Source organism: Streptomyces sp. NPDC057474 (assembly GCF_042802555.1).
Lineage (GTDB): Bacteria > Actinomycetota > Actinomycetes > Streptomycetales > Streptomycetaceae > Streptomyces.
Genome location: NZ_JBHVDX010000236.1, coordinates 1 through 15,366, shown reverse-complemented (window position 1 = coordinate 15,366; position 15,366 = coordinate 1). Strand labels below are relative to the sequence as shown.

Below are 15,366 nucleotides of genomic sequence, written 5' to 3'. Positions count from 1 at the left end.
TGCCGGGAGGTGGTCTTGGTGGGGTGTTTTTTTTGTATCGTCCCGGGGGGGGGGGGGGGGGGGGCGGGCCGCGGGGCCCGCCCCGCCCCCCGACTCGTCGACCGAGATGCCGAAGTCCGTGGCGAGGCCCTGTAGGCCGTTGGTGTAGCCCTCGCCCAGGGCGCGGAACTTCCAGCCGCCGCCGCGACGGTAGAGCTCACCGCAGATCAGGGCGGTCTCCTCGCCGGTCTCGGGCTTGACGTCGAAGTACGCCAGCGGTTCGGCGTCGGCGACGGTGGCGTCGTACAGCAGGATGCGCAGGGACCGTACACGGCCGAAGGAGACGTCCTCGGCGGAGGCCACGAGAAGAATCTGGCTGACGGCGGACTCGACACCCGCCAGGTCGGTCTGGATCGTGTCGGTGAGGCCTTCGGCCACGCGCTTCTGGCCGAGTCGCCACACCTTGCCCGAGGGGTGGCGTGGCTGGTTGTAGAAGACGAAGTCCTCGTCGGACCGTACGCGGCCGTCGGGGCCGAGGAGCAGCGCCGAGGCGTCGACCACCGGGGCGCCCTGCCCGGGCGCCCAGCGCAGCACGGCGCGGACCGCCGTGGCTTCGATCGGGACGTTCGACCCCTTCAGCATCGCGTGCGTCATGCGGTCATCCTGCCCTCTCGGTCCTGATCACGACAACGCGGGGGCGGCGAATCGTCAGTGAAATCGTCCAGCGCCCGACATGGCCGGGTTACCAGAACTTCACGCCCGGCGGGAACTGATGTCACACATTTGTACGTACTATTACCGGCCACGATCGTGACCGGACGCCCAGCAGACACGGGGGAATCACATGCGTCATTTCGGGCACATCGCCCCTGAGGAGCGTCAGCGTCTCTTCTACCGGGAGCCGGGAGTCTTCGACGCCGACTCCCCGGCCCGCGTGCTCGCCGCCGCGCTCGGCGCCACGCTCTACAGCCCGGCGACCCGGGAGCGGCTGGCCGACGACATCGTCAAGCAGGCCGGGCGTGGCGTGGTCTCCATGGTGCTGTGCCTGGAGGACTCCATCGACGACGCGGAGGTCGTGGGCGCCGAGGAGAACCTCGTCCGGCAGTTCGCCGACCTCGCCGGGCGGCCGGACGTCGAGCTTCCGCTGCTGTTCATCAGAGTCCGCTTCCCCGAGCAGATACCCGACCTCGTACGCCGTTTCGGCCCGGCCGTACGGCTGCTGTCCGGGTTCGTGTTCCCGAAGTTCACCGAGGAGCGGGGCGTCGCGTTCCTGGAGGCGCTCACCGCCGCCGAGTCCGCGAGCGGGCGGCGGCTGTTCGGAATGCCGGTCCTCGAATCGCCCGAGCTGATGTACAGGGAGACGCGCGTAGACGCACTCCAGGGCATCGCCCACACCGTCGACAAGTACCGCGACCGCGTCCTCGCGCTGCGCCTCGGCGTCACCGACTTCTGCTCCTCCTACGCCCTGCGCCGACCGCCCGACATGACCGCGTACGACGTCCAGATCGTCGCCTCCGTGATCGCGGACGTGGTCAACGTACTGGGGCGCGCCGACGGCACCGGGTTCACGGTGACCGGGCCGGTGTGGGAGTACTTCCGGGTCCAGGAGCGCATGTTCAAGCCGCAGCTGCGCACCAGCCCCTTCCTGGCGAACCGGGCCGGGGAGCTGCGCGAGTCGCTCATCGAGCACGCGCTGGACGGTCTGCTGCGCGAGATCTCCCTCGACCAGGCCAACGGGCTGCTCGGCAAGACCTGCATCCATCCCTCGCACGTCCTGCCGGTGCACGCGCTGTCCGTGGTCAGCCACGAGGAGTTCGGCGACGCCCAGGACATCGTGCGGCCCGACCGCAACGGGGGCGGGGTTCTGCGTTCCGCCTCCCGCAACAAGATGAACGAGGTCAAGCCGCATCGCGCCTGGGCGGAGAGGGTGCTGCAGCGCGCCGAGGTGTTCGGCGTCGCCAACGAGGACATCGGGTTCGTGGATCTGCTGGCCGCGGGTCTGCCCGACTGAACCTCCCGCCTGTGACAGACGTCCGCATTCACGTGGTACCGACTGAGGAATCGATGACTAACGCAGCGAACGAGACGACCGGTACGTCCGGCGCGACCGACAGGTCTGGCGCGACCGGTACGTCCGACCCGTCCGGCGGGGTCTGGTCCGGGGCCTGGGTGGGCGAGCGGCTCGGGGTCGAACTGGTCGGGGACGAGGAGCTGAACGGGCTGCTGGGGCTCGCGCTGCGGCGCAACCCCAAGCGGGCGCATCTGCTGGTGTCGAACGTCCTCGGCAAGCACGTGCCGCAGTCGCCGGCCGTCGTGCACGGGCACGGGTTCGCGCTGGGCCGACGGGTGCGGGAGCTGCTGGGGGCGGCCGGGGCGCGGACCGCGGTCGTCCTCGGGTACGCCGAGACGGCCACCGGGCTCGGGCACTCGGTCGCGGACGGGGTGGGCGAGGCGCCCTACCTCCACTCCACGCGGCGCCCGGTCGAGGGCGTCCACCAGGCGGGCGGCTTCGAGGAGTCCCACTCCCACGCGACCTCGCATCTGCTCCTGCCGGAGGACCCCACGCTGCTCGCGGGGCGGGGGCCGCTGGTGCTCGTCGACGACGAGTTCTCCACCGGGAACACGGTCCTCAACACCATCCGCGCGCTGCACGAGCGGTATCCGCGGGGGCGGTACGTCGTCGTCGCGCTGGTCGACATGCGGTCGGCCGCCGACCAGGGGCGGCTGGCCGAGTTCGCCCGTGAGATCGGGGCGCGGGTGGATCTGGTGGCCGCGGCGAAGGGAACCGTGCGGCTGCCGGAGGGGGTGCTGGAGAAGGGGCAGGCGCTCGTCGCGGAGTACGAGGGGGCTGCGGTGCCTGCGGTCGCGGTTCGGGCGGGGCAGGTCACCCGGGTCGAGCTGGGCTGGCCGGACGGCGTGCCTGATGGTGGGCGGCACGGCTTCACTCCCTCCCATCGTGAGCGTCTGGAGAGGGCACTGCCCGGTATGGCCGCGCGCCTCGCGGCGGCCTTGCCGCCGGGTGCCCGCCGGGTACTCGTGCTCGGCTTCGAGGAGCTGATGTACGCGCCGCTGGCGCTCGCGCGCGAGCTGGAGAAGTCGACGGACGGGCTGGAGATACGGTTCTCCACCACCACGCGGTCACCCGTCCTCGCCGTCGACGACCCCGGCTACGCGATACGCAGCCGCATCGTCTTCCCCGCGCACGACGACCCTGCGGACGGGCCCGGGGAGCGGTACGCGTACAACGTGGCGGGCGGCGGGTTCGACGTGGTGGTCGCCGTCGTCGACTCGGCTGCGGATACGCCCGCGTTGCACGCGGAGAACGGCCTGCCGGCGACCCTTGCCGCGCACACGCCGAGCGTGTTGGTGGCCGTCGTCCCGTCGTACGTCCCCCCGGTCCGGCACCGCCGGGACACACCGTCTCGGCCGAGCGCCGCTGCGGCGGGAGAAGGGGGCCGGCGGTTCGGGGCGACCGGAGTGAACGAGCCGACCGAGGCGGCGGAAGGACACCGCCGGGCAGAGCGCGTGGCGGACAGCACGGACGAGCCGTCGCAGACCGACGCGGCACCGGAGCCGCCGTACGGGACGAGTTCGGCGCCTTCGGCGACCGGTTCGGGCACCGATTCGACGGGCGCCGTGCCGAGCGGCACGCGCCCGCCGGCGGCCGAGGCCCACGAGCCGCCCTACGCCGCCCCCGAGCCCGCCCCGCCGTCCACCATCGAACCGCCTGCCCCGGCGTCCCCGACCCCGCACGTCACCGAAAGGTCCTCCATGCTCCCCGACCCCCTGCGCGGTCCTGCCTTCTCCTCGTATGCGCCCGACGAGGTGGGGTGGCTGTTGCGGGATCTCTCGGAGGTGACGTTGGAGGCGCCGACCGAGGAGCGGGAGGAGGCCATTCAGAGTGGGGGCGCGCACTACGCGGAGTCCCTGCCGGTCGAGTACCAGCCGAGTGAGCAGTACCAGGCCCTCTTCCACAGTGCGCTCGAAGCCTCCGCCGAGCGGATCGCGCTGGCCGTGGGGGTTGTGACCGAGACCGTGTTGGCCGAGCGGTCCCCGCGGCCCGTCATCGTGTCGTTGGCGCGGGCCGGGACGCCGGTGGGCGTGCTGATGCGGCGGTGGGCGCAGTACCGGCACGGGGTCGAGGTGCCGCACTACGCGGTGTCGATCGTGCGGGGACGCGGTATCGACGCCAACGCGCTGCGGTGGCTGGCGGCTCACCACGACCCCGCCGACGTCGTGTTCGTCGACGGGTGGACCGGCAAGGGCGCGATCACCCGTGAACTCGCCGCCGCGCTCCTGGAGTTCGAGGAGTCCGACGGCATCACCGGGTTCGACCCGGAGATCGCCGTGCTCGCCGACCCGGGGTCGTGCGTGCGGACGTACGGAACGCGGGAGGACTTCCTGATTCCGTCCGCCTGCCTCAACTCGACCGTTTCCGGGCTGATATCGCGGACCGTGCTGCGCGCGGATCTCGTCGGGCCCGACGACTTCCACGGGGCCAAGTTCTACCGGGAACTGGCCGGCGTCGATGTGTCGGTGGGCTTCCTGGACGCCATCGCCCATCGCTTCGGTGACGTCGCGGATGCCGTCGACGCCCGTACCAAGGAGCTGCTCGCCACCGATCGCACGCCCACCTGGGAGGGCTGGGCGGCCGTCGAGCGGATCAGCGAGGAGTACGGGATCCACGACGCGAACCTGGTCAAGCCCGGTGTCGGGGAGACCACTCGGGTGCTGTTGCGCCGGGTACCGTGGAAGATCCTCGCGCGGGCCGGGGCGGGCGCGGACCTCGACCACGTACGTCTGCTCGCCGAACAGAGAGGGGTACCGGTGGAAGAGGTGGCCGAACTGCCGTACACGTGCGTGGGGTTGATCCACCCGCAGTACACGCGGGGCGCGACCGGCGCCGACGGCAAGGCGGTGGCGGTCTGATGCCGGGTCCCAGGGTTCTCGTCGCGAGCGATCTCGACCGTACGCTCATCTACTCGTCCGCCGCGCTCGCGCTGACCATGCCGGACGCGCGGGCGCCCCGGCTGCTCACCGTCGAGGTGCACGAGAGCAGGCCGCTGTCGTACATGACGGAGACGGCCTCGCAGTTGCTCGCCGAACTGGGGGACGCGGCGGTGTTCGTGCCGACGACGACCCGGACGCGCAAGCAGTACCAGCGGATCAGTCTGCCGGGGCCGGAGCCGAAGTACGCGATCTGCGCCAACGGCGGGCATCTGCTGGTGGACGGCGTCACGGACGACGCCTGGCACGAGCGGGTCACGGCCCGGCTCGCGGAGGAGTGCGCGCCGCTCGCCGAGGTGCGGGACCATCTGGAGGCCACGACGGACCCGGCGTGGCTGCGCAAGCACCGGGTCGCGGAGGATCTGTTCGTCTATCTCGTCGTCGAGCGCGAGTTGCTCCCCGATCAGTGGGTGAAGGACCTCGCGGTGTGGGCCGAGAACCGGGGCTGGACCGTGTCCGTCCAGGGGCGCAAGCTCTACGCCGTGCCGAAGCCGTTGACCAAGAGTGCGGCGATGCGTGAGGTCGCGCGGAGAACCGGGGCCGAGTTGACGTTGGCCGCGGGCGACTCGTTGCTCGACGCGGATCTGTTGCTTGCCGCGGATCGGGCCTGGCGGCCCGGGCATGGGGAGTTGGCGGACGAGGGATTTGTCGGGCCTGCGGTGAGTGCGCTGCCCGAGCGGGGTGTGGTGGCCGGGGAACGGATTCTTCGGGAGTTCTTGCGGGCCGCGCGGGAGCGGTGAGCTGGGTTCGGGGGCCGGTCAGGGGGTGGGGGTGCGGTGCGTTTCGGGCTGCGGGTCCGTCGTGGCCTGTCGGGCCCGCGCGGCGGAGCCGCATATGTCGGCGCCCCGCGCCCCTGAAGAGCTGCCCCTTCCCAGGAAGCGGGCCAGGACGAAGGCCAGGACCGCCACGGCCGCTCCGCCCAGGACGATCTTCGAGTACGTCGAGGCGATCGCCGTCACCTCTGTCCAGTTGGCGCCCAGGAAGTAGCCGGCCAGGACGAAGACCGTGTTCCAGATGGCGCTGCCCAGGGTGGTGAGCAGGGTGAAGACGGGCAGGGGCATGCGTTTTACGCCGGCCGGGACGGAAATGAGGCTGCGGAAGACGGGGATCATGCGGCCGAAGAAGATCGCCTTGGTGCCGTGCCTGAGGAACCACGCCTCCGTCTTGTCGATGTCCGCGACCTTGACCAGGGGCAGCCTGGCGGCGATGGCGACCGTGCGTTCGCGGCCGAGGAGGGCGCCTACGCCGTAGAGGGCGAGGGCGCCGATGACGGAGCCGGCGGTGGTCCACAGCAGGGCGGCCGGCAGGCTCATCTGCCCGGTGCTCGCGGCGAAGCCGGCGAGGGGAAGGATGACCTCGCTGGGGATCGGCGGGAAGAGGTTCTCCAGCGCGACGGCGAGCCCCGCGCCCGGCGCCCCCAGCAGATCCATCAGACCGGTGATCCACAGGGGCGCGCCGCTCATCGACTCCGCTTGCATGGCTGTCATGGGGGCACGCTAGGTGAGCGAAGCTGAAGACAGCCTGAGGGAACGGCGAACGCCCGGGGGCGAACTGAGAGACTGGTCAATGTTCGTGGCCGGCTGCGGGACCGGTGAACGTTCCCGGTCCGGTGGCCGTTGATCGAAGTGTGTTGATCAACCGCAGCAGCCGCCACCGCAGCACCCGCCACCGCCGCCGCCCGCCCGGGGCGCGGGTGCGGACGCGGCGGCCGACCCTCCGACGGCGACCGTCGACAGAAGTTTGACCGTGTCGGAGTGCCCCACGGGGCAGTCCGCGGGGGCGGACGACTCGGCCATCGGGCGGCTCAGTTCGAAGGTGTCGCCGCAGGTCCGGCAGCGGTACTCGTAGCGAGGCATGGGCACAGGCTAACCGGCGTCCGGGGGGCGGCAAGGGGCCTTGGTTCTGGCTGGTCGATCACACTGGCCAAATTTTCACGCTACTGACAGAAGCAGTTGTGAAACTGACTGATAATTTGTGGTCGCTGTGTGGAGGCCGAAAGGCCGGGGGAACAGGGGGCTCACGGCCGCGGGTGTGGCGGCTGTGACCGTCCACACGAGCGATGCCAAGTGGGGAGGGGGGACAGTAATGACCGCTGTCCTTGGTCGACCGGGAGCCATGTCTCCCGGTCGCATAGTCGCCGTGCGCGCGCAGAAGGTTGCCGCGCACCGCCGAACAGTTGCCGCGCATCGCTGGGGCCGCCCGCGCGCGGGAGCCTGCCAGTGACCGACCCGGAGAACATGACCGGTTCCGAGGGTGAGGGCCGCGCGCGCCGTCGACGTGCCCCGGCGAAGGGGCGGGCGGAGGAGGTGCGGGAGTCCGACCTCACCATGCAGTTGAAGCTGCCCCCTGCCCCGGCGGACGAGACCATGCAGCTGCGGCTGCCCGAGCCGGGCGCGTTCGACAGCCCGCAGGAGCAGCCGAAGCAGGGGAGAAGGGGCCGACGCAAGGCGGCCAGGCCGTCTGTTCTGGCCAGATTCACCGCCGTCGCCGGCTCACGGCTGGCGCCCTTCGCCCCTTTCGCCCGCCGGATGCGTCCGCAGTACCCGCGCCCCGGCCGTGCGGACTGGCGGCGCTGGGTGCCGTCCTGGCGGCAGTCGCTGGGGGCCGCGGGACTGGCCGTGGGCTTCAGCGGCATGCTGCTGACCGTCGCCTACGCCGCCACGGACATACCGGAGGACCTCAACACCTTCGCCACCCAGCAGGACAACGTGTACTTCTGGTCCGACGGCACCCCCATGGCCCGTACCGGCTGGGTGCGGCGCCAGGCGATGCCGTTGAAGGACGTCCCCGAGGACGTGCGCTGGGCGGTCCTCGCCGCGGAGAACGCGAGCTTCTACTCCGACCCGGGCATCTCCGTCAGCGGCATCACCCGCGCCCTGGTGCGCACCGTCGGCGAGGGTGACACCCAGGGCGGCTCCACGATCACCCAGCAGTACGTCAAGAACGTGTACCTGTCCCAGGACCGCTCGCTCGGCCGCAAGTTCGACGAGGCGATGATCGCCCTCAAGCTCGACAACAAGATGAGCAAGGACAAGATCCTGGAGGCGTACCTCAACACCAGCTGGTTCGGCCGTGGCACCTACGGCATCCAGCGGGCGTCCCAGGCGTACTACGGCAAGGACGTCAGCGACCTGAACGTCAGCGAGGCCGCGGTCCTCGCCTCCCTCCTCAAGGGCGCGGGCCTCTACGACCCCTCCCTCAGCAAGGCCAACCGCGAGCGGGCGGTCGAGCGCTGGGAGTGGACCCTGGACCGGATGGTGGACATCGGCAAGCTGTCCAAGGCCGAGCGTGCCAAGTACACGGAGTTTCCCGAGCCGATCGAACAGTCGAACCAGAACGACACCGGCAAGCAGAGTGACTACCTGGTGCAGCTGGCCTCCCAGTACGCGAAGAAGGCCGCGAACCTCACCGACCAGGAGTTCGACCGGGGCGGCTACCAGATCTACACGACCTTCGACAAGGACCGGCAGACCGAGCTGACCGACGCCGTCGCCAAGGCGCGCAAGGACGTGCGGAAGGACGATCCGAAGAAGGCGGAGGACGCTCACTTCGGGGCCTCCTCGGTCGACGCCGAAGGGCGGATCCTCGCCGTCTACGGCGGCCCCGACCACCGTAAGCAGGGCTACAACGAGTCGAACGCGACCACCGTCCCGTCCGGCTCGGCCTTCCTGCCGTTCGTCTACGCCGCCGGCCTGGAACACGGTGTCGTCAAGGAACGCGGCGGCGAGGCTACACCTGTAACCCCGGTGACGGTGTACGACGGCAACGACGCCGTCCCGGTGACCACCCCCGAGGGACCGTACTGGGACCGGGACGGCGATCAGGTCTCCGCCCACAACGACGGCAACAGATCCTGGGGCCCGATCACCCTGCACGACGCGCTCGCCGGATCCGTGAACACGCCGTTCATGCAACTGGGCATGGACACCGGCCTGGACAAGGTGCGCGACACCGCGGAGGCGGCCGGACTGCTCTCCTCCAGCTTCGGGGCCCAGGTGCCCGCGCTGTCCGTGGGCAGCGCCACGCCCAGCGCGATCCGCATGGCCAGCGGCTACAGCACCTTCGCCGCCCTGGGCAAGCACACCGAGCCGTACTCCGTGCGGAAGGTGACCCACAACGGGTCCAAGGTCGCCCTGGACACCCCGAAGCCGAAGCGCGCGGTGGGCGCCGAGGTGGCCGCCGAGGTCACCTCGGCGCTCACGGACGCCTACCGCGCCGACCACCCCACCTCGCTCGGCGCCGCCTCCTTCGAGGTGGCCGGCAAGGGCGGGACCACACAGGACGACAAGGCAGCCTGGTACGTCGGGACGGCCGAGGACGTGTCGACCGCCGTCGTCGTCTACCGCATCGACCTCGCCAAGAGCCTGGAGCCGCTGCCGCTCGACGGGATCGCCGGAACGCCCAACTCCGGCGTCCCCTACGACATCTGGTCCAGTGCGATGAGTATCGGCTGACCACCGATGAGCACCCGGACCCGCCACCCTCGCAGAATGAGCCGTACATGAAGCCTGGCAGCAAGCCGCAGAAGGGCCGCCGTCGCAAGGCGCGCCCGCAGCGCCGCACCACCCGCCCGCAGTTCCTGACCCTGGCCGCGCTCCTCGTGGTCGCCTCGCTGGTCGGCGGCTACATGGTGCTGAATCGTTCGGCCGACACCGCGCCGACCGCTTCGTCGGCCGGCAGCGGGAGCAACAAGGGGGCCACGAAGAACTCCGAGCCCGAGTGGGACGGCAGGACGAAGGTCATCGGGGACGGCTCGACCTCCTACACCGGCCCGCAGAAGGGGCGGCTGAAGGCCGTACCGCTCAAGAAGGGTGAGAAGCCGCCGCAGTTCGTCGTCTTCTCCTGGGACGGCGCGCTCGCCGGCGACGACGAACTCTTCCAGCACTACCGGGAGCTGGCGAAGAAGTACGACGCCCATATGACGTTCTTCCTCACCGGCATCTATCTGCTGCCCAAGGAGAAGCGGGACCTCTACGACCCGCCGCAGCACGACAAGGGTGCCGCCGCGATCAGCTACCCCACCGACGAACACATCCGCACCACGCTGGACCAGCTCGGGAAGGCGTGGGAGGAGGGCAACGAGATAGGCACCCACTTCAACGGCCACTTCTGCGGGGAGAAGGGCGGCGGCGACTGGAGCGTCGCGGAGTGGAAGCAGGAGATCAAGGAGTTCAACTCCTTCGTCGCGAACTGGAAGACCAACACCGGCGACACCGACCTCGACCCGCTGCCGTTCAGCATCGACGCCATCAAGGGCGGCCGTGCCCCCTGCCTGGAGGGGCAGGAGAACCTCATGAAGGCCGTCAAGGACTTCGGCTACCGCTACGACGCCAGCTCGCCGGGCGCATTCCAGGTGTGGCCCGGCAAGAAGAACGGCATCTGGGACTTCCCGCTGCAGATGCTCCCGTTCAACGACGAGTACCAGGCGCTGTCGATGGACTTCAACTTCCTCTACAACCAGTCGGAGGGTCAGACCGAGGGCGATCCGGCCATGTACCCGACCTGGCAGCAGGAGACCATCGACACCTACATGTCCGGCTTCAACCGCGTGTACTACGGCAGCCGGGCACCCCTGCTCATCGGCAACCACTTCGAGCAGTGGAACGGCGGCATCTACATGAACGCCGTCGACGAGGTCATCAAGACCGTGTGCGTGAAGAAGGACGTGAAGTGCGTGTCCTTCGACGAACTGGCCGACTGGATGGACGTCCAGACGCCGGAGACCCTGGCGAACCTGCGCGGACTCGACCCCGCCCAGGCCCCCGCCGACTGGGCGACCGTCGTGAAATAGCCGCATGCATACCCATGTTGCGCACTTGTTATTCCCCCTGGCCTCACTCCACTTGAGGAGGTCATGTAAAGATTCGTCTCTCGGGTAAGACCAACCCGGGGTCAAGGAGATTCACAGTGAGATCAAGGACGTTGAGCCTCGCAGGCTCGACCCTCACGGCGGCCGTGCTGGCCTCCGCACTGCTGCCGGTCACCGCCGCGCACGCCGCCCCGTCGACGCCCAAGGTCACGAAGGCGACCAAGGACGCCTTCGGCCGTGTCGCGGACAACGTGCTCACCGACCGCACGGCCGTCCTGCTCGGCAGCAAGGCCGCCCGCAAGTCGCTGAAGCCCACCGGCGGCGTCGCGCTGTCCTCCGGCCAGAAGAAGGCCGAGGACGGCAAGCTGAGCGCCCTGAAGGGCACCAAGTCCCGCCTGGCCGGCCTGGGCGAGGCGTACACGTCGGCGGACACCAAGGTCACCGTCGACAGCGCCACGGTCAAGGGCAAGAAGGCCACGGTCAAGGTCACCGAGACCACGACCCTCAAGTACAAGAAGATACGCGGCGACGAACCCGCCTCCACGGGCTTCGACGCGCACCACGTGCTGACCTTCGCCTTCCAGGCGAACGGCACCTGGCAGCTGACCGCCATGCGCTCCACCGACGGCGGCGCCGCCCGCATCAACGAGCCCGTGGCCGCGGCGGACGCCAAGCTGAGCCGTACGCCGATGGCGATCATCAGCGCCCCCAAGGCGGCCACCACCCGCAACCCGGTGGCCAAGCCGAAGACGCTCACGGGCGGCGCGTACAACTACAACGCGATGGCCACGTACACCGAGAAGTACTGGAAGAACTACAACTCGGCGTACCGCAAGTACAACGCGGTCGGTGGTGACTGCACCAACTACCTCAGCCAGGGACTCCTGGCGGGCGGCTGGACGCAGATCTCCAAGGTCACGCCCGAGGAGTACGACACCTGGTACTACGCGTCGAACGGTACGGCCGACGCCTGGATCGGCGTCGACGAGTGGTCCTGGTTCACCCAGACCGCCAAGCGGACCACCGCGCTCGCGAACGTCTACCAGATGGACATCGGTGACGTGCTCCAGGTCGACTTCAACAAGGACGGGTCCAAGGACCACTCCATGATGACGACCTACCGCAGCTCCAGCGGCGTCCCGTACCTGACGTACCACGACGCGGACACCTACCGCCGTTCGGTCGCGAGCATCATCGCCTCGTACCCGACCGCGAACTACTACGCGTACCGCACCTGAGCCCAGCTCGCACGGTGCTTCAGCCGGCGCCCTTCCCGTCCGTCCCGGATTCCGATCCGGACTCCGGTTCGGGGAGGGCGTCGGCCCGTTCCAGCTTCGCCATCCCCACACCGGCCCTGCGCCGCTTCTCGCGCTCCGACTCCTCCGGGTGGCGGGCCCGCCAGTACGGGTTGTCGTGCGGCAGCGCCGTGCCGACCCTGCCGTACATCCCGAACGTCATCAGCAGGATGCCGACGACAAAGCTGAACAGGACGTTCTGGATGCGGAACGCCAGGAAGTTGGAGTCGGTGTCCAGCAGGGCCATGTTGGCGAAGCCGCTCAGGATGAACAGGACGCCCAGCGTCATGTTCAGCGTGGAGGCGAAGTTGCCGCCGATCACCATGCCGACGAGCAGCAGCAGCCCCACGGCGATCGACAGGACGCTCAGCGTGCCGTTGGTGCTCAGCCCCACGACCTCGTCGCCGCGGGTGTCGAACCAGCCCACCTTGTCGATGAGGCCCAGGATGCCGAAGACGAGCAGGAACAGACCCATCAGGCCCGCCCCGAACCGGTAGACCCTGCTGAGGCGGTGGTCGACGGGCAGGTGCTCGTCGATCCTGATCCGCCGCCGGGGACTCGCGTGCCGACCCCTGCTCGGACGCAGTGTGTGCGTGGCGTGCGTGGCCATGTCCGCCTCCCGTCGGGTGTGAGCGGAGGCCTGCGTACCCCTTCAGCATCCGCCGGGGGGCTCCACCGGGCAACCCAGTGGCCCGGGCGCCTCAGGTACCGCCCGCGCCGCGCTCCTTGCGGATCTGGTCCACCACATGGGCCACGTCCTGCCGTACGGCCTCGGTCTCCGTCAGGAAGTGCCAGTAGTCGGGGTGGCGCCCCTCCAGCGTGGCGATCGCGCGGTCCAGGCGGCCGACGGAGTCGTCCAGTGGACGGGCGTGGCGCGGATCGGGGGTGGAGCGGCCGGTCATGGCGAGGCGCTGGGCGTCCCGGATGGCGAACCTGGTGCGGTCGATCTCCTGCTGGGGGTCCTTCTGCACGGCGTTCAGCCGCCGCAGCCGGTCGCCGGCCGCCGAGACCGCCTCGTCCGTGTGGTTCAGCAGTGCCCGTACGGTCGACAGCAGCGAGGTCGCGTCCGGCCAGCGCTGGGCGTCCCGCGCGGCCCGTGCCTCGCGGAGCTTCAGCTGGGCCTGCTCGACGTCCCGCGCGGCCTGGTCCGGCACCTGCTGGAGGTCCTGCCAGCAGGCCGCCACGAACCGCCGCCGCAGCTCGCTCAGCACCTGCGGCACCTGTCCCGCGCGGGTACCCAGGGCTTCCGCGCGGGTCCGCAGCGACACCAGCCGGTGGTCGATCTCGGCGGCCTTCTCCGGCAGCCGCTCGGCCTCCGCCCGCACGGCCTCCGCCTCGCGCACGACCCGGTCGGCCCGCTCCAGCGTCTCCCGTACGCCGTGCTGCCCCGCCCCCTGGTTGAGCTTGGTCAGCTCGGGTGCGAGGGCGGCGAGCCGGGCGGCGAGGTCGTCGGCCTTCAGCTCCGAACCCCGTACGGCGTCCAGAGCGTTGGAGGCGGCGAGCAGGCCCTGCCGGGCGCGCTCCACCGCCGGGACCAGCCGGGCCAGCTGGGTCTCGGCCTTGCCGAGCAGCGGCTCGAGCCCCTGGGCGAACCGGTCCAGCTCCTGCTTGACCCGCCCCAGCTCGTCCTTGGCGGCGGTCAGCTCGGTCCGGGCCCGGGCGGCGACGGAGGCCTCCAGGTCGTCCCGGTCCAGGTCGTGGGCGTCGACGGCGTTGATGTACTGGTGGCTGACCTCGTCGATCCGCCGCCCCAGCGCCTCGAAGCCGTCTGCCGCCCGGCGGGCGCCCGGCGAGTCGTCCACCGCCGTGATCGTCTCTATCGAGATCCGCAGATCCCGCTGCGCGGTGTCCAGCTCGTAGAACGCGGCCGCCGCCGCGTCCTTCGCCGCCTGCGCCTCGGCCCGCTGACTCTCCGCCCGCCCCCCGAACCACCGCCGAGTCCCGCCTCCGGCGAAGGCCGCGGGCAGCACGAGCGCGGCGAGGAGAGGGAGCGCGAGGAGGGCGACCGTGTCCCGGCCGGCGGAGCGACGGGCCCGCCGGGGGCGGGTCGTACGGCTCTCGGCCGTGTGGGGCTCTGGTCGTGGTGCACGGCTGTGGGGTTGTTGTGCGCTCGGCACAATCGGCGTGTACGGCTCTGCAGGTGTCGCCGTCACATCCCTCTCCCGTGCTTTCATCCACCCTGACCGGTGCCATTCTCCCACCGGTCAAGGACGAAAACACGGGTCGATCGGTTCGAGGTTCCCGGACGCCTCTCAGTCCACGTTGCGCACACTGACCGAGCCGTCCTCGGTGTGGGCGGTCACCACATGGGAGCTGCCCTCGTCACGGGGCACCGACACATCCACGGAACCGTCGTCGCTGCCGGAGTCCACCCGGTACGACGTGTCGCGCGGCAGCGCGATACTGATCGAGCCGTCGTCGCTGCGGGACTCCACCAGGTCCGGTACGACGCCGAGTTCCAGCTTGACCGAACCGTCCTTCGTGCTCACCTTGACGCTCCGCGACTCGACACCGAGCGCGCGCACCGAACCGTCGTCGCTGTGCAGCTCCAGGGGCCCGGAGGAGTCGCTGACCCGCACGGCACCGTCGGCAGTCCGGACCTCCAGCGGCTCCGCGAAGCCCTTCGCGGTCACACTCCCGTCGTCGCTCCGCACGGCGACGGCGACCCCGCGCGGCACCTCGATCCGGTGCTTGGCCGCGCAGTCGGCGACCATGCCGGAGCACTCCACCCGCAGCTTCAGCCGGTCGTCCTTCATCTCCCAGGTCACCCGCGGCTTCCCGCCGACCATGACCCGCCCCTCGAACCACCGGGTCACCTCGACCTCGTCCACGTCCGCCGCGACCAGTTCGAGCGCGGAGTCGTCCGAGTCGACCGTGAGCGTCCGGCCGTCGAGAGCGAAGCTCCGGTGCTCCGGGTCCCGGTCCTCCCCGGCGTCGGCCCCGCACGCGGCGACGGACGCCATGAGCGCGACGGCGAGACCGGCGACGGCCACCGCTCCCGAGCGTGACCTGCGAGCCGTACGAACCGTGCGTGCCATGGCGATCTCCCCTGTCGTCCGTTGTCCTTCGACCGTACGGAGCGGGCGTCTTGAAGAGGATCCGGGCCGCTCCCGGAACCGGGGTGGGGATAACCCCCGGTTATCGGTTTGCCGGGCACCGCTTCGCGCAATGTAGGCTGTCGACTCGTACTCGGGCGTGTAGCTCAGGGGTAGAGCGCCTGCCTTACAAGCAGGATGTCGGCGGTTCGAAACCGTCCATGCCCACCGGGACGAGGAC

12 protein-coding genes and 1 tRNA gene are annotated in these 15,366 nt (G+C 70.2%); 7 read left to right on the top strand and 6 right to left on the bottom strand.

Annotated features, from left to right (window positions below; genetic code table 11):
• Positions 1-633, bottom strand: a 633-nt coding sequence (locus ACFU53_RS40170; protein ID WP_384004344.1) for a TerD family protein, incomplete at its 3' end; no start/stop codon positions are given.
• Between the two features lie 190 nt (positions 634-823).
• Here ACFU53_RS40170 and ACFU53_RS40165 point away from each other — a divergent pair.
• Genes ACFU53_RS40165 through ACFU53_RS40155 form a run of 3 tightly spaced genes read left to right on the top strand, consistent with a single transcriptional unit; the run spans position 824 to position 5,726 of the window.
• The gene (locus ACFU53_RS40165) at positions 824-1,990 is read left to right on the top strand and encodes an HpcH/HpaI aldolase/citrate lyase family protein (protein ID WP_384004343.1); all 1,167 of its coding nucleotides are present in this window, start codon (positions 824-826) and stop codon (positions 1,988-1,990) included.
• Positions 1,991-2,043: 53 nt separating this feature from the next.
• Positions 2,044-4,908 (top strand): phosphoribosyltransferase domain-containing protein, encoded by a 2,865-nt coding sequence (locus ACFU53_RS40160; RefSeq protein ID WP_384004341.1) that lies wholly within the window; start codon positions 2,044-2,046, stop codon positions 4,906-4,908.
• Entirely contained in the window at positions 4,908-5,726 is an 819-nt protein-coding gene (locus ACFU53_RS40155; protein WP_384004339.1) for an HAD family hydrolase, read from the top strand. Before ACFU53_RS40160 ends, ACFU53_RS40155 begins: the two co-directional genes overlap by 1 nt.
• Before the next feature lie 18 nt (positions 5,727-5,744).
• On the opposite strand, the gene ACFU53_RS40150 is transcribed toward ACFU53_RS40155, so the two are convergent.
• Both ACFU53_RS40150 and ACFU53_RS40145 read right to left on the bottom strand, forming a co-directional pair.
• Entirely contained in the window at positions 5,745-6,464 is a 720-nt protein-coding gene (locus ACFU53_RS40150; protein WP_384004346.1) for a DedA family protein, read from the bottom strand.
• Between the two features lie 156 nt (positions 6,465-6,620).
• The gene (locus ACFU53_RS40145; protein WP_257564033.1) at positions 6,621-6,842 is read right to left on the bottom strand and encodes a zinc ribbon domain-containing protein; all 222 of its coding nucleotides are present in this window, start codon (positions 6,840-6,842) and stop codon (positions 6,621-6,623) included.
• A gap of 471 nt (positions 6,843-7,313) precedes the next feature.
• Here ACFU53_RS40145 and ACFU53_RS40140 point away from each other — a divergent pair, with 471 nt between their 5' ends.
• From ACFU53_RS40140 to ACFU53_RS40130, 3 genes are all read left to right on the top strand, one after another.
• Entirely contained in the window at positions 7,314-9,440 is a 2,127-nt protein-coding gene (locus ACFU53_RS40140) for a transglycosylase domain-containing protein (protein WP_384004345.1), read from the top strand.
• A gap of 47 nt (positions 9,441-9,487) precedes the next feature.
• Positions 9,488-10,777, top strand: coding sequence for a hypothetical protein (locus tag ACFU53_RS40135; RefSeq protein ID WP_384004337.1), 1,290 nt, complete (start codon positions 9,488-9,490; stop codon positions 10,775-10,777).
• A 116-nt stretch (positions 10,778-10,893) separates the two neighbouring features.
• Positions 10,894-12,033: an amidase domain-containing protein gene (locus tag ACFU53_RS40130; protein ID WP_384004335.1), complete on the top strand. Its 1,140-nt coding sequence runs from the start codon at positions 10,894-10,896 to the stop codon at positions 12,031-12,033.
• A 19-nt stretch (positions 12,034-12,052) separates the two neighbouring features.
• Here the strand turns inward: ACFU53_RS40130 and ACFU53_RS40125 are convergent, their stop codons facing one another.
• The 3 genes from ACFU53_RS40125 to ACFU53_RS40115 all read right to left on the bottom strand — a co-directional run bounded on the left by ACFU53_RS40125 (position 12,053) and on the right by ACFU53_RS40115 (position 15,128).
• Positions 12,053-12,700 carry a DUF4383 domain-containing protein gene (locus ACFU53_RS40125; protein ID WP_384004333.1) on the bottom strand — a complete coding sequence of 216 codons (648 nt, stop codon included), beginning with the start codon at positions 12,698-12,700 and terminating at the stop codon, positions 12,053-12,055.
• Between the two features lie 91 nt (positions 12,701-12,791).
• The gene (locus ACFU53_RS40120; protein ID WP_384004331.1) at positions 12,792-14,243 is read right to left on the bottom strand and encodes a hypothetical protein; all 1,452 of its coding nucleotides are present in this window, start codon (positions 14,241-14,243) and stop codon (positions 12,792-12,794) included.
• Positions 14,244-14,342: 99 nt separating this feature from the next.
• Positions 14,343-15,128 carry a DUF4097 family beta strand repeat-containing protein gene (locus ACFU53_RS40115; RefSeq protein ID WP_384004329.1) on the bottom strand — a complete coding sequence of 262 codons (786 nt, stop codon included), beginning with the start codon at positions 15,126-15,128 and terminating at the stop codon, positions 14,343-14,345.
• A gap of 153 nt (positions 15,129-15,281) precedes the next feature.
• On the opposite strand from ACFU53_RS40115, the gene ACFU53_RS40110 reads away from it, so the two are divergent.
• Positions 15,282-15,353: transfer RNA gene (locus tag ACFU53_RS40110), tRNA-Val, on the top strand.
• The last annotated feature ends 13 nt before the right edge of the window (positions 15,354-15,366 follow it).